Raw genomic sequence first — 20178 nt, 5'->3', positions numbered from 1 at the left:
CGCGATCTCGGGCCGTTGCCAGTTCGCTTGCAGAACGCTTGTGCTGGCGATGGCCGACCGCGGCGAGGAACCGTAATGGAGTAGGTACTTACGGCGATCGGATGCTGTGGCCGAGTACGAGATCACGCACACTCGATGCACAGGGGGAGGGCGACCAGCGAAAGGGGCGCTGGTGGACTTCAAGATCTTCGGCCAAGTGCGGCTGCGGTTGGCCGGAACGTGGCAGGACGACTGGCAGGCGACGAAGATCCGCGGTCTGCTGGGAGTTCTTCTGACCAGGCCGGGGAAGACGATCCCGATCAGCCTCGTGGTCGACTGGTTGTGGGGCAGGGAAGCGGACCCGGCCCGGCACGCCAAGACGCTTCAAACGTACGTGACCCGGCTCCGCGGGGTCTTGAACACGATGGAGTCGTCCGCAACCGTGAAGAACGTGAACGCGGGCTACCGGTTGAACATCGACCGCGAACGCGTTGACTACCACTACGTGCGCGACCTCCTCGTGGATGCCCAGCGCGCGGCTCGCCACGGCGATCACGAGTTGGTCTGCGAGCTGCTTCCAGAAGCTCTCGAACTTTCGGCGGAACCGCCGCTCGTCGATCTCGACACAGATCTGGCCGACGCCTTTCGGCGGCAGGCGTTGGCGACGCTGGTCATGCCCGCCCACTACACGTTGATGGAAAGCCAGTTGGCGCTCGGCAACCCGGAGCAAGTGCTGGCGACGACGGAAGAACTGCAACCGGAGCACGAGCTCAACGTCACCCTCGCCAAGAAGCGGATTCAGGCCTTGCGGGCAGCGGATCGCGACTACGAGGCGACCGAGTACTTCTTCCACCAGCGGAGGCTTCTGCAATCGCACGATCTGCTCGAAGAAGCCGACGAACTCCGCACCTTCTTCGAGCAGATGCGGTTGCCGATCCCGTCGCCCCGGCGAGGGGGCGAGGACATCGCGCGGCAGTCCAGCGGCCCGCCTAGGAAGCTGCCTCGGGATCTACGTGATTTCGGTGGACGGGCAGATCTCGTCGATGTGCTAGACGAGTACACCGAGAATGGCACCTGTGCAGGGCTGCTCGTGCTGGTGGGTACTGCCGGGATCGGCAAGACCGCGCTGAGCGTGCATTGGGCGCACCACGCCCGTCAGCAGTTCGCAGGGGGCGACTTCTACCTTGACATGAACGGCTTTTCGCTCCATCCCCCGTTGAGCAGCGCGGATCTGGTGCGCGCGTTGCTGTCCTCGTTCGGCGTGTCCGCAGACCTCTTGGGCGACATTCGCGACCAGTGGGCGCAGTTGTCCACGTTCATGAGTGACCGCCACATGCTGTTGTTGCTCGACAACGTCGCTGATGTGGGCCAGATCGAGCCGTTGCTGGATGTTGCTCACGAGGCCGTCATCCTCGTCACGAGCAGGCATCACCTAGATCGGTTGCTGCTGCACCACGGTGCTCAGGAGATCCATGTTCCGCTGTTGGACGAGGCGACGGGAACGCGTTGGTTGCGCGAAACCATTGGTGTTCGCTGCGACCGGGAACCCGATGCGGTCCAAGAGCTGGTCGGACTCTGTTCCGGAATTCCCCTGGCGCTGCGCATCGTCGGTCACTACGCCCGGGAACGCCGCGAGGTCTCCCTCTCGGACATCGCCGGATTTCTTCGTGAAGAGCACCGGATCCTCAAGGTCGGGGACAGCCCCAACGGTGACCACACGAGTGTGCGAGCAAGCTTTGCGCTGTCCTACCGGACGCTTCCCGGGCTCGCGAGGCGGATGTTCCGCTTGCTCGGCCTGCATCCCGTTGCGCAGACAGGTTTGGAGACCGCGGCTGCATTGACCGGCTCGACACCGCAACAGGCTCGCGAAGACTTGGACGTCTTGGTGAACTCGCACTTGATCGAGCAGAAGGCCGAGCACTACGAGCTGCACGACCTGATTCACGAGTTCGCGGCCGAGCGGGCCGAGGAGGACGAGGATCCCGTCGACCGCGCGGAAGCGCTGGTCCGAATGCTGGACTGGTACCTCCACGCGGCAGGAAATGCGGAGGCGAAGCTCTTCCCGTACCGCCCGGGTGTGCCGATGCTTCCCATCGACGACCAGGTCACGCCGAAGGAGTTCGAAGACGACCAGGACGCGATGCGGTGGTTCTTGCAGGAACGACGTGCCTTGCTGGCCATGGTTCGGGTTGCCGCGGATCACGGCCAGGACCAGTACACCTGGCGATTGGCGAACACCATAAACGAGCCGCTGAAGCGCCTCGGTCGGTATCAGGAAGCCCTCGATTCCCTGGGCCTGGCTCTCGCCGCCACGCGTGCGCTCGGAGAGCGAGAAGGGGAATGCATTTGTTTGAACAATATTGGATACATCTGCCTGAGTATCCGCGAGTTCAACCGGGCCTACGACCACTTCTCGGAGTCCTATCGCATATGCCGGTCTCTCGGGATCGTGCTCGGGGCTTCGGTGGCATTGCACAACATGGCTTGTCAGCGGTTTCGGATCAATGACTGGGACGCGTCCGAGCGCCTGTTCACGGATGCGCTCGAGGTCCAGCTCCTGCACGGATTTGAGTTCGCCCGCGCCGGAACGCTGCGTCGGTTCGGAGAGTTGCGGCACAAGCAGGCCGACTATGTGGAAGCAAGCGTCCTATACCACGAATCCCTTGCGCTGCATCGAAAAGTGGGGAATGCTCATGGCGCGGGCGAAGTCCTCGGGCAGCTCAGCCAGCTCCACCTGGATCGTGGTGATCTGCAGGTAGCGATCGATTTCGGTGAGCAGGCGCTGGTCTGCCACCGGCGCAGCAGTGACCTGGTTTCCCTCGCGGTGGCGATCTGCGTCCTCGGCACGGCGCACTTCCGGAGGGGGCAAGTCGCCGAGGCCGTCGAGTACGCGAGGGAGAGCGTCCGGATTTGTTGGCGGACGAACGATGTCGAAACCGAGGCCCGAGCGCTGGAACTGCTGGCCGCCGCGCTCTTCTCGGCCGGACGCCGGGACGCGAGCGTCGAAGGTTGGAAGCGGGCCAGCGATTTGTACCGCAGCTGCGGCAATGACGGCTGGATCGCCATCCGGGAACGCCTTGCGGAGCTAGGCCACCGCTGACCTTTCGCGCGAAGCAGCCGGTTGCGCGGCAAACCGGGCAAGGTTAGCGGATTACCGTGGCCACGGCCGTCACGTCCCCCGCCTTTCGGGTCTTGGAGTCGATGCTCATAATGTCCCGAACGAGTGATCGTGAGTCACTCAACGTGTGTCGAACCCTCACGAAATTCGAGGAGATCTGCTAAATGAGCTACCCCCGACGGGTGATTCTTTCTCTGTGTTGCGCCGCGTTGTTGGCTGTTGGGTTCGCCGGCAGCTCGCTCGCCCTGCCGTCGGAGGCTGTCGCAGCAAGCGTTGAAAAGGGCGCGGCAAACGTGGACGAGAAGTGCTGGGGGCAATACGGGCGCCCCTGAGTGCCCTGCTTGCGGTTTCGGTTCTCGGCCGTTCTTGGCGCGCTTTCGGAACGGTTGATTATCGATACATCGACCGGCCGGAAATTGTCGGTGATCGCAACTTTGGTTGTGGATTCCGGTGTACTCGTTGCGGACTTGCGACGTCTGCGTCTTCCTCCCCCTGCCGCGCAACCCCCTCGCGGCAGGGGGAGTTCTCTTTGCGGGGCGTCAGAGGGACTTCCGCACTGCTTCGATGAGGTGGTTGGCTCGGGCGTCTCCGTGGCCGATCATCCTGTTCGCCACGTAGGCGAAGCCCACTCCGTGCTCGTCGTCGCCGAAGGCGAACTGGCCGCCCGCTCCGTCATTGCCGAAGCTGTGCTCTCCCAGCATCGGCCGGAAGGCCTGCGAGTCGAGCAGGAAGCCCGAGCCCCAGCGCGTTCCGGCGTCGAAGCCCAGCCAGCCCTGGCCGGACGACACCTCGCGGACCGCGTCCGTCACGGTGCCCGGTGCGAGTAGCCGCCGGCCGCCGTCGATGCCGGTCACCGCCGCCGCGTACAGCCCGGCGAGGCCGCTCGCCGACGCAGTCGCGCCCGCACCGGGTAGCTCCATGCCGAGCAGCGCCGGGTCGTTCCAGCCGTGCGGTTCGTCGAGACCGGGGAAGACCAGCGCGCCGTTCATCGTCACGATGCGGGTGAGCAGGTGTTCGGGGCCCGGCATCTCGGGGCGCCCTTCAACTTCCACGAGCCGTGCGCGGCCGTCGAGCTCGTCGGCCGGCAGGCCGATCCAGGCCCGCAGGCCCAGTGGGTCGCCCACCGCCTGGCGGAAGTACGCGCCCGGGGTGAGGCCGGTGATGCGCCGGATGACCTCGCCGATGAGGAAGCCGAACACGTGGCCGTGGTACTCGTACGCCGTTCCCGGCTCCCACAGCGGCCGCTGGTCCTCGATGGCGTGGATCACCGGTGTCCAGGCCGCGATCTCGTCGAAGGCGAGCTTCCGGTCCAACGCGGGGAGGCCCGCCCGGTGCCCGAGGGCCATGCGGCAGGTGATGGCCTCCTTGCCGTGCCGCTCGAACTCCGGCCAGTACCGCGCAACCGGGGCGTCGAGATCGAGGCGCCCCTCCTGCGCGAGGAGGTGCGCGCACATGCTCACAATGCCTTTGGCGCAGGAGAAAACCGGTACGACGGTGTCCTGCTCCCACGGCCGACCGGTGCGCTCGTCCGCGACGCCGCCCCACAGTTCCGCGACCTTGCGCCCGTCGACGAACACCGTGACCGCCGCGCCGAGTTCGGGAAACTCGGTGAAGTTCCGCGAAAACGCGTCGGCGATGGCTCCGAAGTGCTCGTCGGCCCAACCGTTGTGCTCCACCGTTCCCGTCCTCGGCCTCGTCGTGGTGCCGCCGCAGGCGACCGGCGTACGGTACGGCATCGGGTGATCTTGCCGCGAACCATTTACCGAGCTTGGAAGGCCCGGGCGCAGGACTTCGAAAAGTTGGGACGAAGGTCCTGGCCAGCGGTGGCCGGGCTTGGGCATGCTGGGGTTGGCCGCCGCAATGGATCGCGCAGCTCGCAGCGGCGTTTTCGTCTGTTCGCAAGGAGATTGATGATGAACGAGACGCGGATCGACACGTCCGCACCGAGCGGGATCGAGATGGACGAGCCGACCCGGTCTTGGTCGGTGCCCGCCGCCGCGGCGCAGCAGGTTCCGGCGCCACGCGCGCCCGAAGAGCACCACGGCCGCGCCCGGCTCGTGATCAACCGGGGGCCCGACGCGGGCACCGGATTCGCGATCGGCATCACGCGCACCACCATCGGGCGCGGACGCGGCTGCGACATCGTGGTCGACGACGTCACCGTCTCGCGTGAGCACGCCGAGCTGCGCCGGGAGGACGGCCGGTACGTGCTGGTCGACGGGGGCTCGCTGAACGGCACCTATCTCAACCGGATGCCGGTGGACTCCGCCGAGCTGGCCGACGGCGACGAGATCTGGGTCGGCAAGGTCCGCTTCACCTTCCGCAGTGGCTCCTGAGGCCGGTGAAACGCATCGGGCGCCGACTCGAATGCGCTCGTAGCCTGGAGTCGTGGACGACACCCGGTCCGGTAAGACGACGGTGTTCCTGGTCGACGACCACGAGGTGGTGCGGGTCGGGCTGGCCGACGTGCTCGCCGCCGAGCCCGACCTCGAAGTAGTCGGCCAGGCCGCCACGGCCCGCGAGGCGGAGGCCCGCATCCCCGCCCTGCGGCCGGACGTCGCGGTGCTCGACGTGCGGCTCCCGGACGGCAACGGCATCGAGCTGTGCCGGGAGCTGCGATCCCGGCTTCCCGAGCTGAGCTGCCTGATGCTGACCTCGTTCTCGGACGAGCAGGCCATGCTCGACGCGATGCTGGCCGGCGCCGCCGGATACGTGATCAAGAACATCAAGGGCATGGAGCTGGCGTCCGCGGTGCGCACGGTCGGATCGGGCCGGTCGCTGCTCGGCGAGCAGGGCACCGCGGAGCTGGTGAACAAGCTGCGCGCCAAGCTGGACAGCTCCGCGGCGCTGCCCGAGCTGACTCCCCAGGAGCGCGTCCTGCTCGACCTCATCCGCCAGGGCCTGACCAACCGGCAGATCGCCGACCGGATGTACCTGGCGGAGAAGACGGTCAAGAACTACGTGTCCCGCCTGCTGTCCAAGCTGGGCCTGCAACGCCGGACGCAGGCGGCGGTGCTCGCCACCCAGCTGCACCACCGACCGAAGCAGGCCTGAAGCCCGTCAGCTGCGGGCGGGCTCGTCGGTGACCACGTCGTCCAGCGAGCGTCGCGGCGTCGCCGGCACCGGTGATCCGTAGCCGATGCGCAGCACGGCCTGCGGCCACAGGCCGCCGCCGATGAGTTCGCGCAGCTCCTTTCGGGTGGTGGAGACCTCGACGATCTGGGAGAGGAACGAGCTCGACAGCCCGGCGGCGGTGGCGGCCAGCAGCACGCGTTGCATCGCCATCCCGGCGTGCAGCTGCGCGGACACACCGTCCTGGAACGAACCGAGCACGCAGATCAACGGCTCCGGCTCGAAGTCCTTGCCCGCCACCCGGGCATTTCCCTCCCCGCTGCTGAAGTCGCGCAGCACCCATTCGTCCTGCGGCTCCGGCAGCGGGCCGCTGCTGCTCGCGGGCACCCCGTCGGGCGAGCCCGAGCCGCGGCCCGTCCAATGCCGCAGCTCCGCCGCGAACTCCGCATCCGCGAGCTGTGCGTCGTGCGCTTGCTGAGCCAGCGCCTGCAGCTTCGGCAGCTGTTCGTGCTCCGGGATCGCGAGCCATGCCCGCTCCGCCTCGGCGGCCTGCCGCAGTTGGCTGTGCAGCGACACCGGGACCGCCGTGGGCAGGAACGGCTTGCGATTGGTACGGCGTCGCGGGATCGCCGCCGCGAGCTCGACGTCGGTGGGGGTCGCCGGGCGCCGCCTGGCGGGGCGGACGATCGCGAGCAGATCCGGTGCGCAGCGGTGCGGCAGCACGTTCACGTCCGGCTGCACCTCGAGCGCCCGGATCGCCAGCCGCAGGTTCAGCAGCGCCGCGCCGCAGGCGAGCATGAGCTCCCGGTGCTCCGGATCGGCCGCCGGCACGGCGCGGGACCGGTCCGCGTGCAGCGCGATGGCCTCCGGTGTGCAGTGGAACCGCCAGGGTTGGCTGTTGTGCAGAGACGGCGCGGAAGTGGCCTTGAGCAGCACATCCCGGACCTGGTCGGCCGTCAGGCACGCCACTGCGCCGATCGGCGTGTTCATCGGGTCTCCCTCCGGTCGTCGTTGCTGCCAGCGTGCCGGTGGCGGGCGCGGCGAACCAGAGTCGATCGTCACCACTCGCCCCGGTGCGAACCGGTCGGGCGTGTCACAGTAGACGCGTGAGCAGGGCGGACGCGCCAAATCCAGGCGAGCCGCAGGACCCGTCGAGGTCGGTCGCGGATACGTTCTCCCGGTTGCGACTGAGAGAGCTGCTGAACCAGGTCCAGGTGCGCATCGAGGAGATCATCGGGCTGCGCGACCGGATGGACGGCCTGCTGTCGGCGGTGCTCGCGATCTCGTCGGAACTCGAACTCGACGCGGCGCTGCGGCGCATCGTGCACACGGCCATGGAGCTGGTCGACGCCCGCTACGGCGCCATCGGAGTGCTGGGGCCCGGCGGCGAGCTCAGCCAGTTCGTGTACGAGGGCATCGACGAGCCGATGCGGGAGCGCATCGGCTCGCTGCCGACCGGGCACGGCGTCCTCGGCGTGGTCATCGAAGAGGGCAAGCCGCTGCGGCTGGACGACATCTCCGCCCACCCGGCCTCGGTGGGCTTTCCCCCGCACCACCCGCCGATGCGCGGCTTCCTCGGCGTGCCGATCCGTGCTCGGCAGGAGACGTTCGGGCGGCTGTACCTCACGGAGAAGCGCGGCGGCGGGGAGTTCACCGAGGATGACGAGGTCGTCATGCAGGCCTTGGCCGGCGCGGCGGGCATCGCGGTGGACAACGCCCGGCTGTTCGAGGAGGTCCGCCGCCGGGAGCGCTGGCTGGACGCCACCGGCGAGATCACTGCGGAACTGCTGGCGGGTACCGATCCGATCGACGCGTTGCAGGTGATCGCCGAGCGCGCCGCGGAGCTCACCGCCGCCGACTACGCCCTGATCGCGGTGCCGACGGCCGGTGAGGACGCGGCGGAGGTGACCGATCTCGTCATCACCGTGTCGGTGGGGCTGGACGTCGAGGACCTGGCGCACCGGACGATCCCGGTCAGCGGCTCCACCACCGGGCAGGTGTTCCGGGAGCGGCTGCCGCGCAACGTCTCGAACCTCGAGTTCGACATCACCGAGGGCAACGCCTTGCAGTTCGGGCCCGCGCTCGCGGTTCCGATGCGGGCCGACGAGGCCACCTCCGGCGTGCTGCTCACCGCGCGCGCGGCCGGCGCGGCGGAGTTCGACGAGAACCAGCTGCAGGTGGTGTCCTCGTTCGCCGACCAGGCAGCGCTGGCCCTGCAGCGCGCCGAAGCGCAGGCCGCCCGCCGGGAGCTCGACGTGCTGGCCGACCGCGACCGCATCGCGCGCGACCTGCACGACCACGTCATCCAGCGGTTGTTCGCCGTCGGCATGGCGATGCAGGGCACGCAGCGCCGCGCGAAGGTGCCGGTCGTGGCCGCCCGGCTGACCGAGCACATCGACCAGCTGCACGAGGTGATCCAGGACCTCCGGGCCAGCATCTTCGACCTGCAGGCCACCGGTGAGAGCGCGGTGCGGTTCCGGGTGCGGGTGCAGCGCGTCATCACCGACGTGGTCGGCGACAGCCCGATCCGGATCACCGTGCGGATGGCGGGCCCGCTCGACGTCCTGCCGCCGAAGCTGGCCGAGAACGCCGAAGCGGTCGTCCTGGAGGCGGTGAGCAACACGGTCCGGCATGCGCGGGCATCGGAGCTGTCGGTCGCGATCGCCCTGGACGAAACCCTGTCGATCGAGGTGACGGATAACGGCATCGGCATCCCGGACGACGTCACGCCCAGCGGCCTGCGCAACCTCGTGGAGCGCGCGGCCCAGCTGGACGGGAAGTGCGCCGTGGAGCGGCTGCCGTCGGGCGGAACCAGCGTGCGCTGGAGCGCACCCATGCGCTGATCACCGTCCACTGTGGTCATATCCCGGGCCGGGTTCTCCGGGAAGCGCGCCGAGGTACTCATCGGCGGCTCGGCTGCGCCGCTGTGCCACCGTGCTGCCGTGTGGGAGCGGTAGCGGTGGTTCCGGCCGCGCCCTTCGGTCGATGCTCGGTGGTCGGCGATCTCACTGCGGGCGTCCATGGCGCGCCAGCGCCCGATTTTAGGCAAGTTCGGAACCCGCGGAACTCCTTTTGCAATCGTGTCGAACGGCTCGTTCACCTGGCCTTATGTGTCGTCTTTGCGTGTTCGCGGCATCCATGCGAGCCAAAATGGCTTGTGTGGGTGCCAGGCCGGTGCCATAGTGACGCCATCGATCTAGTGGGGTGGGGCCGCGGAGTCCGTGGTCGACCCGGTGATCGAGATCAACGCGTTGCTACGACGAAAGGAGGGGGCATGGCTGGGCGATCCGCCATCGCGGTCCGCGGGCTGCGGAAGTCCTTCGGGGACAAGGTCGTGCTCGACGGCATAGACCTGGACATCCCGCAGGGCACCATCTTCTCGCTGCTGGGGCCCAACGGCGCGGGCAAGACCACCACCGTGCAGATCCTGTCCACGCTCATCCGCGCCGACGCCGGGGACATCCGCGTCGCCGGGCACGACCTGGCCGGTGATCCCGACGCGGTGCGTGCCGCGATAGGCGTCACCGGCCAGTTCTCGGCGGTGGACAACCTGCTCACCGCCGAGGAGAACCTGCTCCTGATGGCCGACCTGCACCACCTGCGCCGCACCGTCGGCCGGCGGCGGGCCGCGGAGCTGCTGGAGCGGTTCGACCTCGTCGAGGCGGGCCGGAAGCAGGCCGCGACCTACTCCGGCGGCATGCGGCGGCGGCTCGACCTCGCGATGACGCTGGTCGGCGATCCGCGCGTCATCTTCCTCGACGAGCCGACCACCGGGCTGGACCCGCGCAGCCGCCGCACCATGTGGGAGATCATCCGCGACCTGGTGGCCGGCGGCGTCACGATCTTCTTGACCACGCAGTACCTGGAGGAGGCGGATCAGCTCGCCGACCGGATCGCTGTGCTCGACCACGGGCGGCTGGTGGCCGAAGGCACCGCCGCCGAACTCAAGAGCCGAATCCCGGGCGGCCACATCCACCTGCGGTTCGCCGGAGCCGAGGAGCTCGCCTCGGCGGCCCGGAGCTTCGGCGACGTCGCCCGCGACGACGAAGCGCTCACCCTGCAGATTCCCAGCGATGGCAGCATTCCGGCGCTGCGCGGGCTGCTGGACCGGCTCGACGCCGAGTCGATCAAGCCCGACGCGCTGTCCGTGCACACCCCCGACCTCGACGACGTCTTCCTCGCCCTCACCGGCCGCCCCGACACCGAGAAGGAGCCGCTTCGATGAGCACCCTTTCCCACGCCGGCGGTGATTCGGTGACGATGCTGCGCCGGAACCTGCTGCACGCGCTGCGCTATCCGGGCATGTCGTTGTCGGTGATCGGCATGCCGATCGTGATGATGCTGCTGTTCGTCTACGTCCTCGGCGGCGTGCTGGGCGCCGGGCTCGGGGTCGCGGCAGGGGGCGCCGGGTACATCGACTACGTCGCGCCCGGGATCATCCTGATGGCCGCGACGTCCGGGTCCGTGGCGGCGTCGGTGTCGGTCTGCGTGGACATGACCGAGGGCATCATCAACCGGTTCCGCACCATGGCGATCTCCCGGTCTTCGGTGCTGACCGGGCACGTGGTCGGCAGCGTGATCCAGACGATGATCAGCGTCGTGCTGGTCGTGCTCGTCGCGCTGCTGCTGGGTTTCCGGCCCACCGGCGGACCGCTGGCGTGGCTCGGCGCCCTCGGCCTGCTCGCGCTGCTGGCGCTGGCGCTCACCTGGGTGTCGGTCGCGATGGGCCTGGTCGCCAGGAGCGCCGAGACGGCGAGCAACGTCGGCCTGCCGCTGCAGTTCCTGCCGTTCCTAGGCAGCGCGTTCGTGCCCACCGACTCGATGCCGGCCGGGTTGCGCTGGTTCGCCGAGAACCAGCCCTTCACCCCGATCATCGAGACGGTCCGCGGACTGCTGATGGGCACCCCGGTCGGCGCGAACGCGGTGCTCGCCGTCGCCTGGTCGGTCGCGATCGCGCTCGCCGGCTACCTGTGGGCGCGGGCGGCGTTCCGGCGCGAACCGACCCGCTGATCAGGCCGGGACCAGGCCGCGGACGTCGGCGAGGAGTTCGAGCGAGCGGCGCCAGGCGGCGCGGTCCGGCGCGGCGGACACGACGATCAGCTCGTCGGCCTGCGTCCGCTTGACGAACCCGTCCAGGTAGTCGTCCGCCTCGGCCGGGGTGCCGACCGCGGTGTACTTGGTCATCTGCAGAACCTGTTGCCCGGCAGGGGAAGCGAGGATGGCGTCCGCCTCCTCCGGGGTGAATTCCCTGCCCTGGCCGAGCATTCGGGCCACCCGGTAGCGCTTCGCCGCCTGGAAGTGCTCCTCGGCCTCGTCGGTGGTGTCCGCCGCGATCACGTTGACCCCGGCGATCACGTACGGCTCGGCGAGCTGCGCGGACGGCTGGAATTCCTGCCGGTAAAGCGAAACGGCGGCCTCCAGCGCATCGGGCGCGAAGTGCGAAGCGAACGAGTAGGGCAGGCCGAGCAGCGCCGCGAGCCTGGCGCCGAACAGGGAGGAGCCGAGGATGTACAGCGGAACGTTGGTGCCTGCGCCCGGCGTCGCGTTGACCCCGGGAATCCGGGAGTCGCCCGCCAGGTAGCCCTGCAGTTCCAGCACGTCCTGCGGGAACGTTTCGGCCGAGGACGGGTCGCGGCGCAGTGCCCGCATCGTCTTCTGGTCGCTGCCGGGGGCTCGGCCGAGGCCGAGGTCGATCCGCCCCGGGAAGAGCGTTTCGAGGGTGCCGAACTGCTCGGCGATGGTCAGCGGCGCGTGGTTGGGCAGCATCACGCCGCCGGCGCCGAGCCGGATGGTCTTGGTGTGCGCGGCAACGTGCCCGATCAGCACGCTGGTGGCCGACGACGCGATCGACGACATGTTGTGGTGCTCGGCGTACCAGATCCGCCGGTAGCCCAGCGATTCGGCGCGTTGTGCCAGGTCGACGCTGGCGGCGAAGCTGTCGGCGGCCGTCTCTCCCGGGCCGATGTGTGCCAGATCGAGAATGGAGAGGGCAACGGCCACGGCGGCATCAGCCTTTCATCGCGTGCGACAGGCGCGAGGCCGCTGCCCCGCGCAGCAGAGATAACGGAACAGCCGCCCCGGTTATTCCGCGGTCGCCGCGCAGTGGGGACCGTCACGTCCCCGCTCGTGAGTGCGTTGTGTTGCTATCGAAGCTGCTCGGGAGGTGTTGGGGTGCGGTAGGGCGGGTCGTTGTCTTTGAAGCGGCGTAGCCGCTTAGCCCAATTGCGAAACTCGCGCCGCCGCGGGTTTTCAGAGGCCTTCTCGCGAGGACAGCCCGCCACGACGTATTGGTCACGTGTGTCGGGGATCCCGCAGCGAGAAGACCTCTGAGGTTCGGCTATCCGCACCGCTACGCAAAACGAGCCTGGAATCAAGCTGAACCGGTCAGCGGGTGAGTCCGGCCTTCTTCGAGCACACCGGCCAGGCCTTGGGGCCCTGGGCCTTGAGGACCTTCTCGGCGACCGCGATCTGCTGCTCGCGCGTCGCCTGCGATGCCTTGGGGGCGTAGGCCTTACCGCCGTAAGCGGCCCACGTGGACGGGCTGAACTGCAGGCCACCGTGGTAGCCGTTGCCGGTGTTGGCCTTCCAGTTTCCGGAGCTCTCGCACTTCGCGACGGCGTCCCAAGTGGACGACGAGGCGGCGCTGGCCGGGATGGCCGTGGCGAGGGGAGTGGCGGCGATCAAGCCGGCGAGCGCCACTCGCACGGCGACGCGGGTGGCGGTGCGCTTCGGGGTACGCGTCATGGGCGATCTCCTGCTGCGCCTGCGAGCGGGCACGTTCGTGCCGCCGGGTGGGCGTGCGGGGATGCCGCCGGAACCCGGCTCGGGGAGCTCGCCCCTGCCCAGTTGTTCGTTCGGGGGTGGGAAGCCGCGCGGGGCAGGGTTCGGCGCTGCGAGCTTCCGCGTCGGTTCGGGGACCCGACAGGCGGACACGCTACGTAGTCGGTCTCGGTGAGCCAACCCCTGAAATCTGGCCCCGTTGCTACGGGAAGCCGGACAAGATCCCGATGATCTGGCATTCGCGCTGGTATATCGCGGACGGCCGGTTGATTACAGTTCGTGATGATTGAACTTGCATTCACTCATGTGGGTTACGTGGGCGCGGTCGGGGCGTCCGGCGATTCGGGTGACGCCTCTGGACGCCGGCCACGAGCATCCGGTAGATCTGGCCTTCCGCCGCCGGAAGGGAACGATCATGGTCGGGAGATTTCCCGCCGTGGCCCTGTTGGCGGCGGCGCTCATCGTGGCTTCCGCGCCCCCAGCAGCAGCCGCGGCCATCTGGGACGGCGACGCCGCGCACGGCAAGGGCGTGTTCGCGCACATCGGATCGGAATGCGCCGCACCGGGCAGCGTCACGGCCGTCGACGACCCGGAGCAGGGCGCGGTGTGGCGCTACGACAAGCCCGCCGAGAGCAGGCGGTGCGAAAGCCGCGGCATCGCCATCGACGGCAAGGAGTACGAGTTCGAGAACGGCTCCACCTACTACCTGGGCTGGCGCAGCAAGCTGTCCAGCACCGTCGACAACAACGCCACCTTCCAGTGGAAGTCCTACGGCAGCCACATCCAGAACTATCCGGTCGTCCTCAAGGTGATCGACAACAAGCTCTCGCTGCTGCAACGGCAGCCGGACGAGACGCGCATCATCTGGGAGCACCCGATCGCGGCGGGGGAGTGGCACAGCGTCGTCCTCGGGCTGCACCTGTCCGACGAGACCACCGGCGGCTGGGTCGAGTTCTGGTTCAACGGCGAGCAGCAGACGTTCAGCGACGGCTCGAAGCGCTGGGCGTGCCGCACCTTCGACAGCGAGAACCATCCGAAGTGGGGCGTCTACGGGGCCGAGGGCGACGACGTGGTGAACGAGATCGATGCGCTCAAGGTCGGCACCTCCTACGCCGACGTCGCGCCCTGACTGCTGCTTTCGTCGGTATCTACCGGCCGCGCGGCTGGCTAGGTTCTTCGCATGAAAATGCGTTGGTTCGCCGGGATGCTCGGTATCATGCTCACCGCGGTCACGACGGGCGTTGCGGATGCGCAGCCGCAGCAGCAGTGGTCGAGTCCGCGCACGATGTGCGAGTACATCCCGACACCGGAGAACCCGGCCGCGCGGCCGGTCCGGCCGCCGCATCCCGCGGCGAAGAACGAGGGCACGGCCTGGGCCACGATCCGGACCAACCACGGCGATGTGGTCGTCGAACTCGACCGCGCGAACGCGCCGTGCGCGGTGCACAACCTCGTGCACCTGGCCCGCAAGGACTTCTACGACGACTCCCGCTGCTGGCGGCTGACCAACTCGGCGCGGCTCGGCGTGCTGCAGTGCGGCGACATCTACTCGGTGGAGAAGGGCGGCCCGGGCTACCGGTTCGCCGACGAGGTCACCGGTGCCGAGACCTACCCGCGCGGCACCATCGCGATGGGCAACCAGGGGCCGGACACCAACGGCAGCCAGTTCTTCATCGTGCACTCGCACGCCAACATCAAGCCCGGGTACACGGTGCTGGGCCGGGTCGTGGAAGGCATGGACGTGCTCGACGAGATCGTCGCGGGCGGCATCATCCCTGGCGAAGGCGGCGACCAGGACGGCGAACCGGCCCTGCCGGTGGAGATCGAGAACATCAAGATCCGTCGCTGACCTGCGGTGCACCGGGGCCGAACCAGGTGGTCAGGGCTTCGCGGAGGGTGCGTCGCTCCTGGGCGTCCGGGTGAGTTGAGCTCGACGCCCAGGCGACGTAGCCGTCCGGACGAAGCAGTATCGCGGTCGCCGAAGCCTCGGCGCGGCCGCTGACCACCTCCACCCGGTGGCTCCAGCCGGAGAGATTTTCGGACAGCTCGGCGCCTTCGGTCAGGTCCAGCAGGAGCGGGCGGGCGTTCGCGGTCAGCTCCGCGAGCCGGACCGTGCCGGTTCCGGTGTCGAGCAGCAGGTCGGGCGCCCAACGGCCGATCAGCGGGTGCGTGGCGGCGGTTCCCATCTCGTAGCGGATGTCCGCACCCGACATCGTGTCCGCGATGTGCTGGATGTTCCGCGGCTCGCGGAGGAGTTCGCCGAACAGCTCCCGGAGCGCGGTCGTCTCGCCACCCGGGCCGAGCAGCGCCGACTGGGCCTGGGTGTGCATGACCACTCGCCGCGCCACCGGACGTCGCTCGGCCTCGTAGCTGTCCAGCAACCCGGGCGGCGCCCAGCCTTGCAGCTCGGCGGCGAGCTTCCAGCCCAGGTTCACGGTGTCCTGCATGCCCAGGTTCAGCCCGGGCCCGCCGATCGCCGAATGCACGTGGGCCGCGTCGCCGACCAGCAGCACCCGCCGGTCCCGGAACCGGTCCGCCAGCCGGGTGTTGCCGCCGGTCAGCCGGCGCATGAAGTGCGGGCCGTCGCCTTCGGGCGGGTCGAGCGGCAGATCCACGCCCAGCACCCGGCGCATGCTCGCGCGCAGCTCGTCCAGCGTCAGCGCGCTTCCGTTCGCTCCACCCGAGTTCCACTCCATTGTGGACACGACCGTTCTGCCGTCGAGGAAGGGGGCGTACGCCAACACACCTCGCTCGGTGCGGTGGTGCATGAACGGCGGGATGACGCCGTAGCCGGGGACGTCCAGCCCGCCCGTCGCCGGATCGACCAGCGAGCTCGCGATGGTGACGTGCGCCAGGCGCGAAACGACGTTCTCCTTGGTGACACCGGGGAAACCGATGCCGGAGAGCTTGCGGGTCGGGCTGTGCCCACCGTCTGCGCCGACCAGGTAGCGGGCGTGCAGCCGGTAGTGGCCGTCCGGCCCGGCGACGTCGATGGCGACCGCATCGTCGTCCTGGGTCAGCCCGACGAGTTCGTGTCCCTGCCGGATCTCCACGCCGAGCTCGACGGCGCGTTCTTCCAGGACTTGCTCGATGCGGCGCTGCGGCATCTGCATCAGGTAGATCGGGTTGTCCTCGATGGCGCTCAGGTCCAGCGGCATCGCAGCGAACACGAAGGCCGGAGCGGGTCGCGGCGGCTCGGAGCTCCCGCTGAAGCGCTGGTGCAGGCCCCGGCGGTCGAGCATCCGCACCACCTGCCCGACCAGGCCGTTGGCCCGCTGCTCGGCCGCGCGTTCCGGGAGGCGCTCGAGCACCAGCGGTTTGATTCCGGCCAGGCTCAGCTCGCAGGCCAGCATCAGCCCGTTCGGGCCGGCACCCGCGATCACGACATCGGCGATCAAGGTTCTTCTCCTTGCTGTGGCGGAAAAAGGCATGGTCGATCGACCCGGCGGCGCCGGGTTGTTGGTTGACGAGGTCAGCGGACGGGCATCCCGTCGGCGAGTTGCTCGAGGGCGTCGCGCAGCACCGGTGCCATCGGGGTGGGTTCTTCGGCGGTCAGCCAGTGCCCGATGGCCGCGGCGATCGCGGCTCCGACCGTGGCGGCCACCAGCCGCGGGTACAGGTCACGCGTCGGGTCGGTGCCGGTGCGCTCGGCGATGGCGGCGGCGAGTTCGGACTCGGCCGCGGCGTTGGCCTTGATGAACTCGCCTTGCAGCGCCGGTTCGGAAACCATCAGGCGAACGCCGTCGATCCACTGGCGGTCCGGTTGTTTTTCGCCGGTGCCCTGCTCCAGCGCGAAGCGCGCCATCGCGGCGTTGGTGATGGCTTCCCACAACGGCTCGGATTCCGGTCGCGCGCGCAGTTCCACCGAGATCTGGCGGGCTCGTTCCAGGTGCCGCGCGGCGATGGCCTCGCCCTTGCCGGCGAAGTAGTTGTTGAACGTGCGCGGGGACACGCCGACCTCGGCGGCGATGTCCTCGACGCGCACGTTGTCGAGTCCCCGCTCCACGGTGAGGCGGATGGCCGCCCAGCTCAGGGCGAGGCTGGTCTCCTGCTTCTTGCGCTCCCGCAAGCCTGACCGCTCGCTATCTTCGGCACCCATGACGACCACACTACTGGAATTTTGCGCATCGCGCAAAAATGCGTGATCGGAAACTTTGGTCGCTGAATGTTCGCGATCTGCTGCCGTTCAGGTGCCCGCTGTGGCGGATTGCTTCGGTGCTGTTATCACGCGAAAACGCCCCTGGCACGCGTGAGAAGTGGCGTTTTCGAGCGAAAACGCCGCCCGGGCGAGGTGCCGGGCGGCGTTTCGAAGCCTGGGACTGCGGATCCGGTCCGCAGTCCCAGGCTGGTCAGGATCGGACGGCTTCCTCGACGGGGGCGGGTTCGGCCGCCTCGGTCCTCTTCGACTGGTCGAACAGCGCACCCACGCCGATGAACAGGGCCCCGGCGACGAACAGCAGCGAGACGCCCCAGGTGGCGTGCGTGGGCGACGCGGTCACCAAGGCCAGCGCCCCGAGCGGTGCGAGCCCGCCGGAGAAGGCGCCGCCGACCTCGCGGCCGGTGCCGAGCCCGGAGACCCGCACCTTGGTCGGGAACTGCTGGGAGAGGAACGCGCCCTGCGCCGCCAGCATCGCGGGCACCACCACACCGGTGGCCAGGATCAGCGCGATCCAGATGTAGATGCTCTGCCCCGAGTCGAGCAGCCAGAAGAACGGGAACGCCAGCGCCGCGGTGGCGATCGCGCCGGTGACGATCACCTTCTTCGCGCCCACCGAGTCGCAGATCCGGCCCGCGACGGGGACGGTGAGGATCGCGCACGCGCTGGCCAGCGAGATGCCGAACGCGCCGACGTTGGCCGCGACGTCGCGGAACTCGCTGAGGTAGGACAGCGAGAAGGTCTTGAAGATGTAGCTGACGCCGTTGTAGCCGACGGTGATCGCCATGACCACGGCCAGGCCACGCCAGTCCGACTTGATCAGCGAACGCAGCGGCTTCGCCTTCTTCCGCGCAGAGGCGTCGCGCGCGATCTTTTCGAACTCGGGCGTCTCGGGCATCTGGCGGCGCACCCAGAAGCCGAGCGCGACGAGCAGGAAGCTGGCCACGAACGGGATGCGCCAGCCCCAGTTGTAGAGGAACTCGTTGCTGAAGCTGGTCAGCGCCGTCACGGTGAGCGACGAGACGAACAGCCCGATGTTGACGCCCAGCGCCGGCCACGCGCCCAGCCGGCCGCGCGACTTCTTGTCGGCGTGCTCGTAGGCCACCGCGATCGCGCTGCCCAGCTCCGCGCCCGCGCCGAGGCCCTGCAGCAGGCGCAGGACCACCAGCAGGATCGGCGCGATGATGCCCGCCGAGGAGTAGGTCGGCAGCAGGCCGATCAGCCCGGACGAGATGCCCATCAGCAGGAACGTCGCCGACAGCACGCTCTTGCGCCCGTACTTGTCGCCGAGCATCCCGAAGATGATGCCGCCGAACGGGCGGGCGAGGAAGCCGACCGCGAACGTCGCCATCGCCGCCAGGGTGGCGGTGGTGGGGTCGCTCGCCGGGAAGAACAGGCGCCCGAAGACGAGGGCGGCCATCGAGGCGTAGAGGTAGAAGTCGAACCACTCGAGGGCGGAGCCGATCACTACGGCGGGTCCGACGGCCTTGCGGGAGGACGGCTCGGGGCGTGCCGTCGCGCCATTGTGCAGCGTCATTGCTTGGGGTCCCTCTTGACGGGTGGTCGTCGATGCGTGGGCGTTCGCGATGTGCGGTTGTTCGGATATAGGAACTGCGGCGAATCTAGGAAGTGAACCGGGTCACTGTCAAGCGGTTCGCGCCGGGTAGTCGATCGATGCACGCTTAGTGCAAGTTTTCGTCGATCTTCGTGGGCTTCGAAGCTCCGGCGCGACGGTTGACAGACGGGGTGTCGGTCGATCATCGTGTTCCGTAGGCGGACAATTTGTTCGTATTTAGGAACAGATCGACCGCAGCGCCAGCGCCGTCGGACGCGGCTCGCGGAACCGGTCGATCTACCTGTCGCCGCTGGTACGGGCACCAGGCAGGTTGGAAAGGAAAGCTCCATGCACTTCGAACTGACCCCGGACCAGCAGTCCCTGCGGGCGGGCGCGCGCGAACTGGCGCGCAGCTTCCCCGACGAGTACTGGGCCGAGCGCGACGCGAACAACGAGTTCCCGTGGGACTTCTACAACGCCTTCGCCGAGGGCGGCTGGCTCGGCATCGCCATCCCCGAGGAGTACGGCGGCGGCGGGCTCGGCATCCTCGAAGCGGCGCTGCTGCTGGAAGAGGTGGCCGCCTCGGGCGCCGGGATGAACGGCTGCAGCACCATGCACCTGACGATCTTCGGGCTCAACACCATCGTCAAGCACGGCAGCGAGGAACTGCGCCAGGAGGTCCTCCCGGCGGCGGCCGACGGCTCGCTGCACGTCTGCTTCGGCGTCACCGAACCCGACGCCGGCACCGACACGACCCGGATCTCCACGTTCGCCAAGCCGGTTCCCGGCGGCTACGTCATCAACGGCCGCAAGGTGTGGATCACCAAGGCGGGCGACTCGCAGAAGATGGTGCTGATCGCCCGCACCACCAGGCGCGACGAGGTCTCCCGCCCGACCGACGGGATGTCGCTGTTCCTCATCGACATCGACCCCGAACACGTGCACCTGAGCCCGATCCCCAAGCTGGGCCGCAACGCGGTCTCCTCCTACGAGGTCGTCATCGACGACCTGTTCGTGCCCGAGAGTGCCCGCGTCGGCGCCGAGGGCCAGGGCTTCAAGTACCTGCTCGACGGCCTCAACCCGGAGCGGATCCTGCTGGCCCACGAGGCGCTGGGCATCGGCCGGGCGGCGCTCGACCGCGCGGTGCGCTACGCGAAGGAACGCGTCGTCTTCGACCGGCCCATCGGCCAGAACCAGGGCATCGCGTTCCCGCTCGCCGAGGCGGCGACCAGGCTCGACGCGGCCGAACTGATGGCCCGCAACGCGGCGTGGCGCTACGACCAGGGCCTGTCCTGCGGGCGCGAGGCGAACATGGCCAAATGGCTGTGCGCCGACGCCGGTTTCCAGACCGCCGACCAGGCCATCCAGACCCACGGCGGCATGGGCTACGCCCGCGAGTACCACGTGGAGCGGTACTTCCGGGAGTCGCGAATCCTCCGGCTCGCCCCGGTCAGCCAGGAAATGGTCCTGAACTACGTCTCCAACCACGTCCTCGGCCTGCCCAAGTCCTACTGAGTT

At 68.7% G+C, this 20178-nt stretch carries 15 protein-coding genes and 1 pseudogene; 9 read left to right on the top strand and 7 right to left on the bottom strand.

Annotated features, from left to right (window positions below):
- Positions 1–106: 106 nt before the first annotated feature.
- Positions 107–3079: a tetratricopeptide repeat protein gene (locus AB0I53_RS34550; RefSeq protein WP_358612613.1), complete on the top strand. Its 2973-nt coding sequence runs from the start codon at positions 107–109 to the stop codon at positions 3077–3079.
- Between the two features lie 557 nt (positions 3080–3636).
- Here AB0I53_RS34550 and AB0I53_RS34545 read toward each other — a convergent pair.
- The gene (locus tag AB0I53_RS34545; RefSeq protein WP_358612611.1) at positions 3637–4833 is read right to left on the bottom strand and encodes a serine hydrolase domain-containing protein; all 1197 of its coding nucleotides are present in this window, start codon (positions 4831–4833) and stop codon (positions 3637–3639) included.
- Positions 4834–5010: 177 nt separating this feature from the next.
- On the opposite strand from AB0I53_RS34545, the gene AB0I53_RS34540 reads away from it, so the two are divergent.
- Positions 5011–5433 (top strand): FHA domain-containing protein, encoded by a 423-nt coding sequence (locus AB0I53_RS34540; RefSeq protein ID WP_358612609.1) that lies wholly within the window; start codon positions 5011–5013, stop codon positions 5431–5433.
- 52 nt (positions 5434–5485) lie between these two features.
- Entirely contained in the window at positions 5486–6151 is a 666-nt protein-coding gene (locus tag AB0I53_RS34535) for a response regulator transcription factor (protein WP_358612607.1), read from the top strand.
- A gap of 6 nt (positions 6152–6157) precedes the next feature.
- Here the strand turns inward: AB0I53_RS34535 and AB0I53_RS34530 are convergent, their stop codons facing one another.
- Positions 6158–7159, bottom strand: a complete 1002-nt coding sequence (locus AB0I53_RS34530) for a nitroreductase (RefSeq protein WP_358612605.1) — start codon at positions 7157–7159, stop codon at positions 6158–6160.
- 197 nt (positions 7160–7356) lie between these two features.
- Between AB0I53_RS34530 and AB0I53_RS34525 the strand changes: the two genes are divergently transcribed.
- The 3 genes from AB0I53_RS34525 to AB0I53_RS34515 all read left to right on the top strand — a co-directional run bounded on the left by AB0I53_RS34525 (position 7357) and on the right by AB0I53_RS34515 (position 11179).
- A complete protein-coding gene (locus AB0I53_RS34525; protein WP_358612653.1) occupies positions 7357–9012 on the top strand; it encodes a GAF domain-containing protein in 1656 nt (551 codons plus the stop codon).
- A gap of 431 nt (positions 9013–9443) precedes the next feature.
- Entirely contained in the window at positions 9444–10394 is a 951-nt protein-coding gene (locus AB0I53_RS34520) for an ATP-binding cassette domain-containing protein (protein ID WP_358612603.1), read from the top strand.
- A complete protein-coding gene (locus tag AB0I53_RS34515) occupies positions 10391–11179 on the top strand; it encodes an ABC transporter permease (protein WP_358612601.1) in 789 nt (262 codons plus the stop codon). The genes AB0I53_RS34520 and AB0I53_RS34515 overlap by 4 nt, the downstream gene beginning before the upstream one ends.
- Here AB0I53_RS34515 and AB0I53_RS34510 read toward each other — a convergent pair whose 3' ends face one another.
- Positions 11180–12169, bottom strand: coding sequence for an LLM class flavin-dependent oxidoreductase (locus AB0I53_RS34510; RefSeq protein WP_358612599.1), 990 nt, complete (start codon positions 12167–12169; stop codon positions 11180–11182).
- A 396-nt stretch (positions 12170–12565) separates the two neighbouring features.
- Positions 12566–12913 (bottom strand): annotated as a pseudogene (locus AB0I53_RS34505) (transglycosylase family protein); the annotation flags it as partial.
- Positions 12914–13364: 451 nt separating this feature from the next.
- Here AB0I53_RS34505 and AB0I53_RS34500 point away from each other — a divergent pair.
- Both AB0I53_RS34500 and AB0I53_RS34495 read left to right on the top strand, forming a co-directional pair.
- Positions 13365–14078, top strand: a complete 714-nt coding sequence (locus AB0I53_RS34500) for a heparin lyase I family protein (protein WP_358612597.1) — start codon at positions 13365–13367, stop codon at positions 14076–14078.
- A 51-nt stretch (positions 14079–14129) separates the two neighbouring features.
- A complete protein-coding gene (locus AB0I53_RS34495; RefSeq protein ID WP_358612595.1) occupies positions 14130–14798 on the top strand; it encodes a peptidylprolyl isomerase in 669 nt (222 codons plus the stop codon).
- Here AB0I53_RS34495 and AB0I53_RS34490 read toward each other — a convergent pair.
- The 3 genes from AB0I53_RS34490 to AB0I53_RS34480 form a co-directional block, all read right to left on the bottom strand.
- Positions 14782–16344 carry an FAD-dependent monooxygenase gene (locus AB0I53_RS34490; protein WP_358612651.1) on the bottom strand — a complete coding sequence of 521 codons (1563 nt, stop codon included), beginning with the start codon at positions 16342–16344 and terminating at the stop codon, positions 14782–14784. The two genes, AB0I53_RS34495 and AB0I53_RS34490, sit on opposite strands and share 17 nt — an antisense overlap.
- A gap of 77 nt (positions 16345–16421) precedes the next feature.
- Positions 16422–17048: a TetR family transcriptional regulator gene (locus tag AB0I53_RS34485; protein WP_358612594.1), complete on the bottom strand. Its 627-nt coding sequence runs from the start codon at positions 17046–17048 to the stop codon at positions 16422–16424.
- Positions 17049–17298: 250 nt separating this feature from the next.
- Positions 17299–18642, bottom strand: a complete 1344-nt coding sequence (locus AB0I53_RS34480; protein WP_358612592.1) for an MFS transporter — start codon at positions 18640–18642, stop codon at positions 17299–17301.
- 366 nt (positions 18643–19008) lie between these two features.
- Here AB0I53_RS34480 and AB0I53_RS34475 point away from each other — a divergent pair, with 366 nt between their 5' ends.
- Positions 19009–20175, top strand: coding sequence for an acyl-CoA dehydrogenase family protein (locus tag AB0I53_RS34475; protein ID WP_358612590.1), 1167 nt, complete (start codon positions 19009–19011; stop codon positions 20173–20175).
- Positions 20176–20178 lie beyond the last annotated feature (3 nt).

The organism is Saccharopolyspora sp. NPDC050389 (assembly GCF_040655595.1).
GTDB lineage: Bacteria > Actinomycetota > Actinomycetes > Mycobacteriales > Pseudonocardiaceae > Saccharopolyspora.
This window is presented reverse-complemented; position numbering and strand designations above follow the sequence as displayed.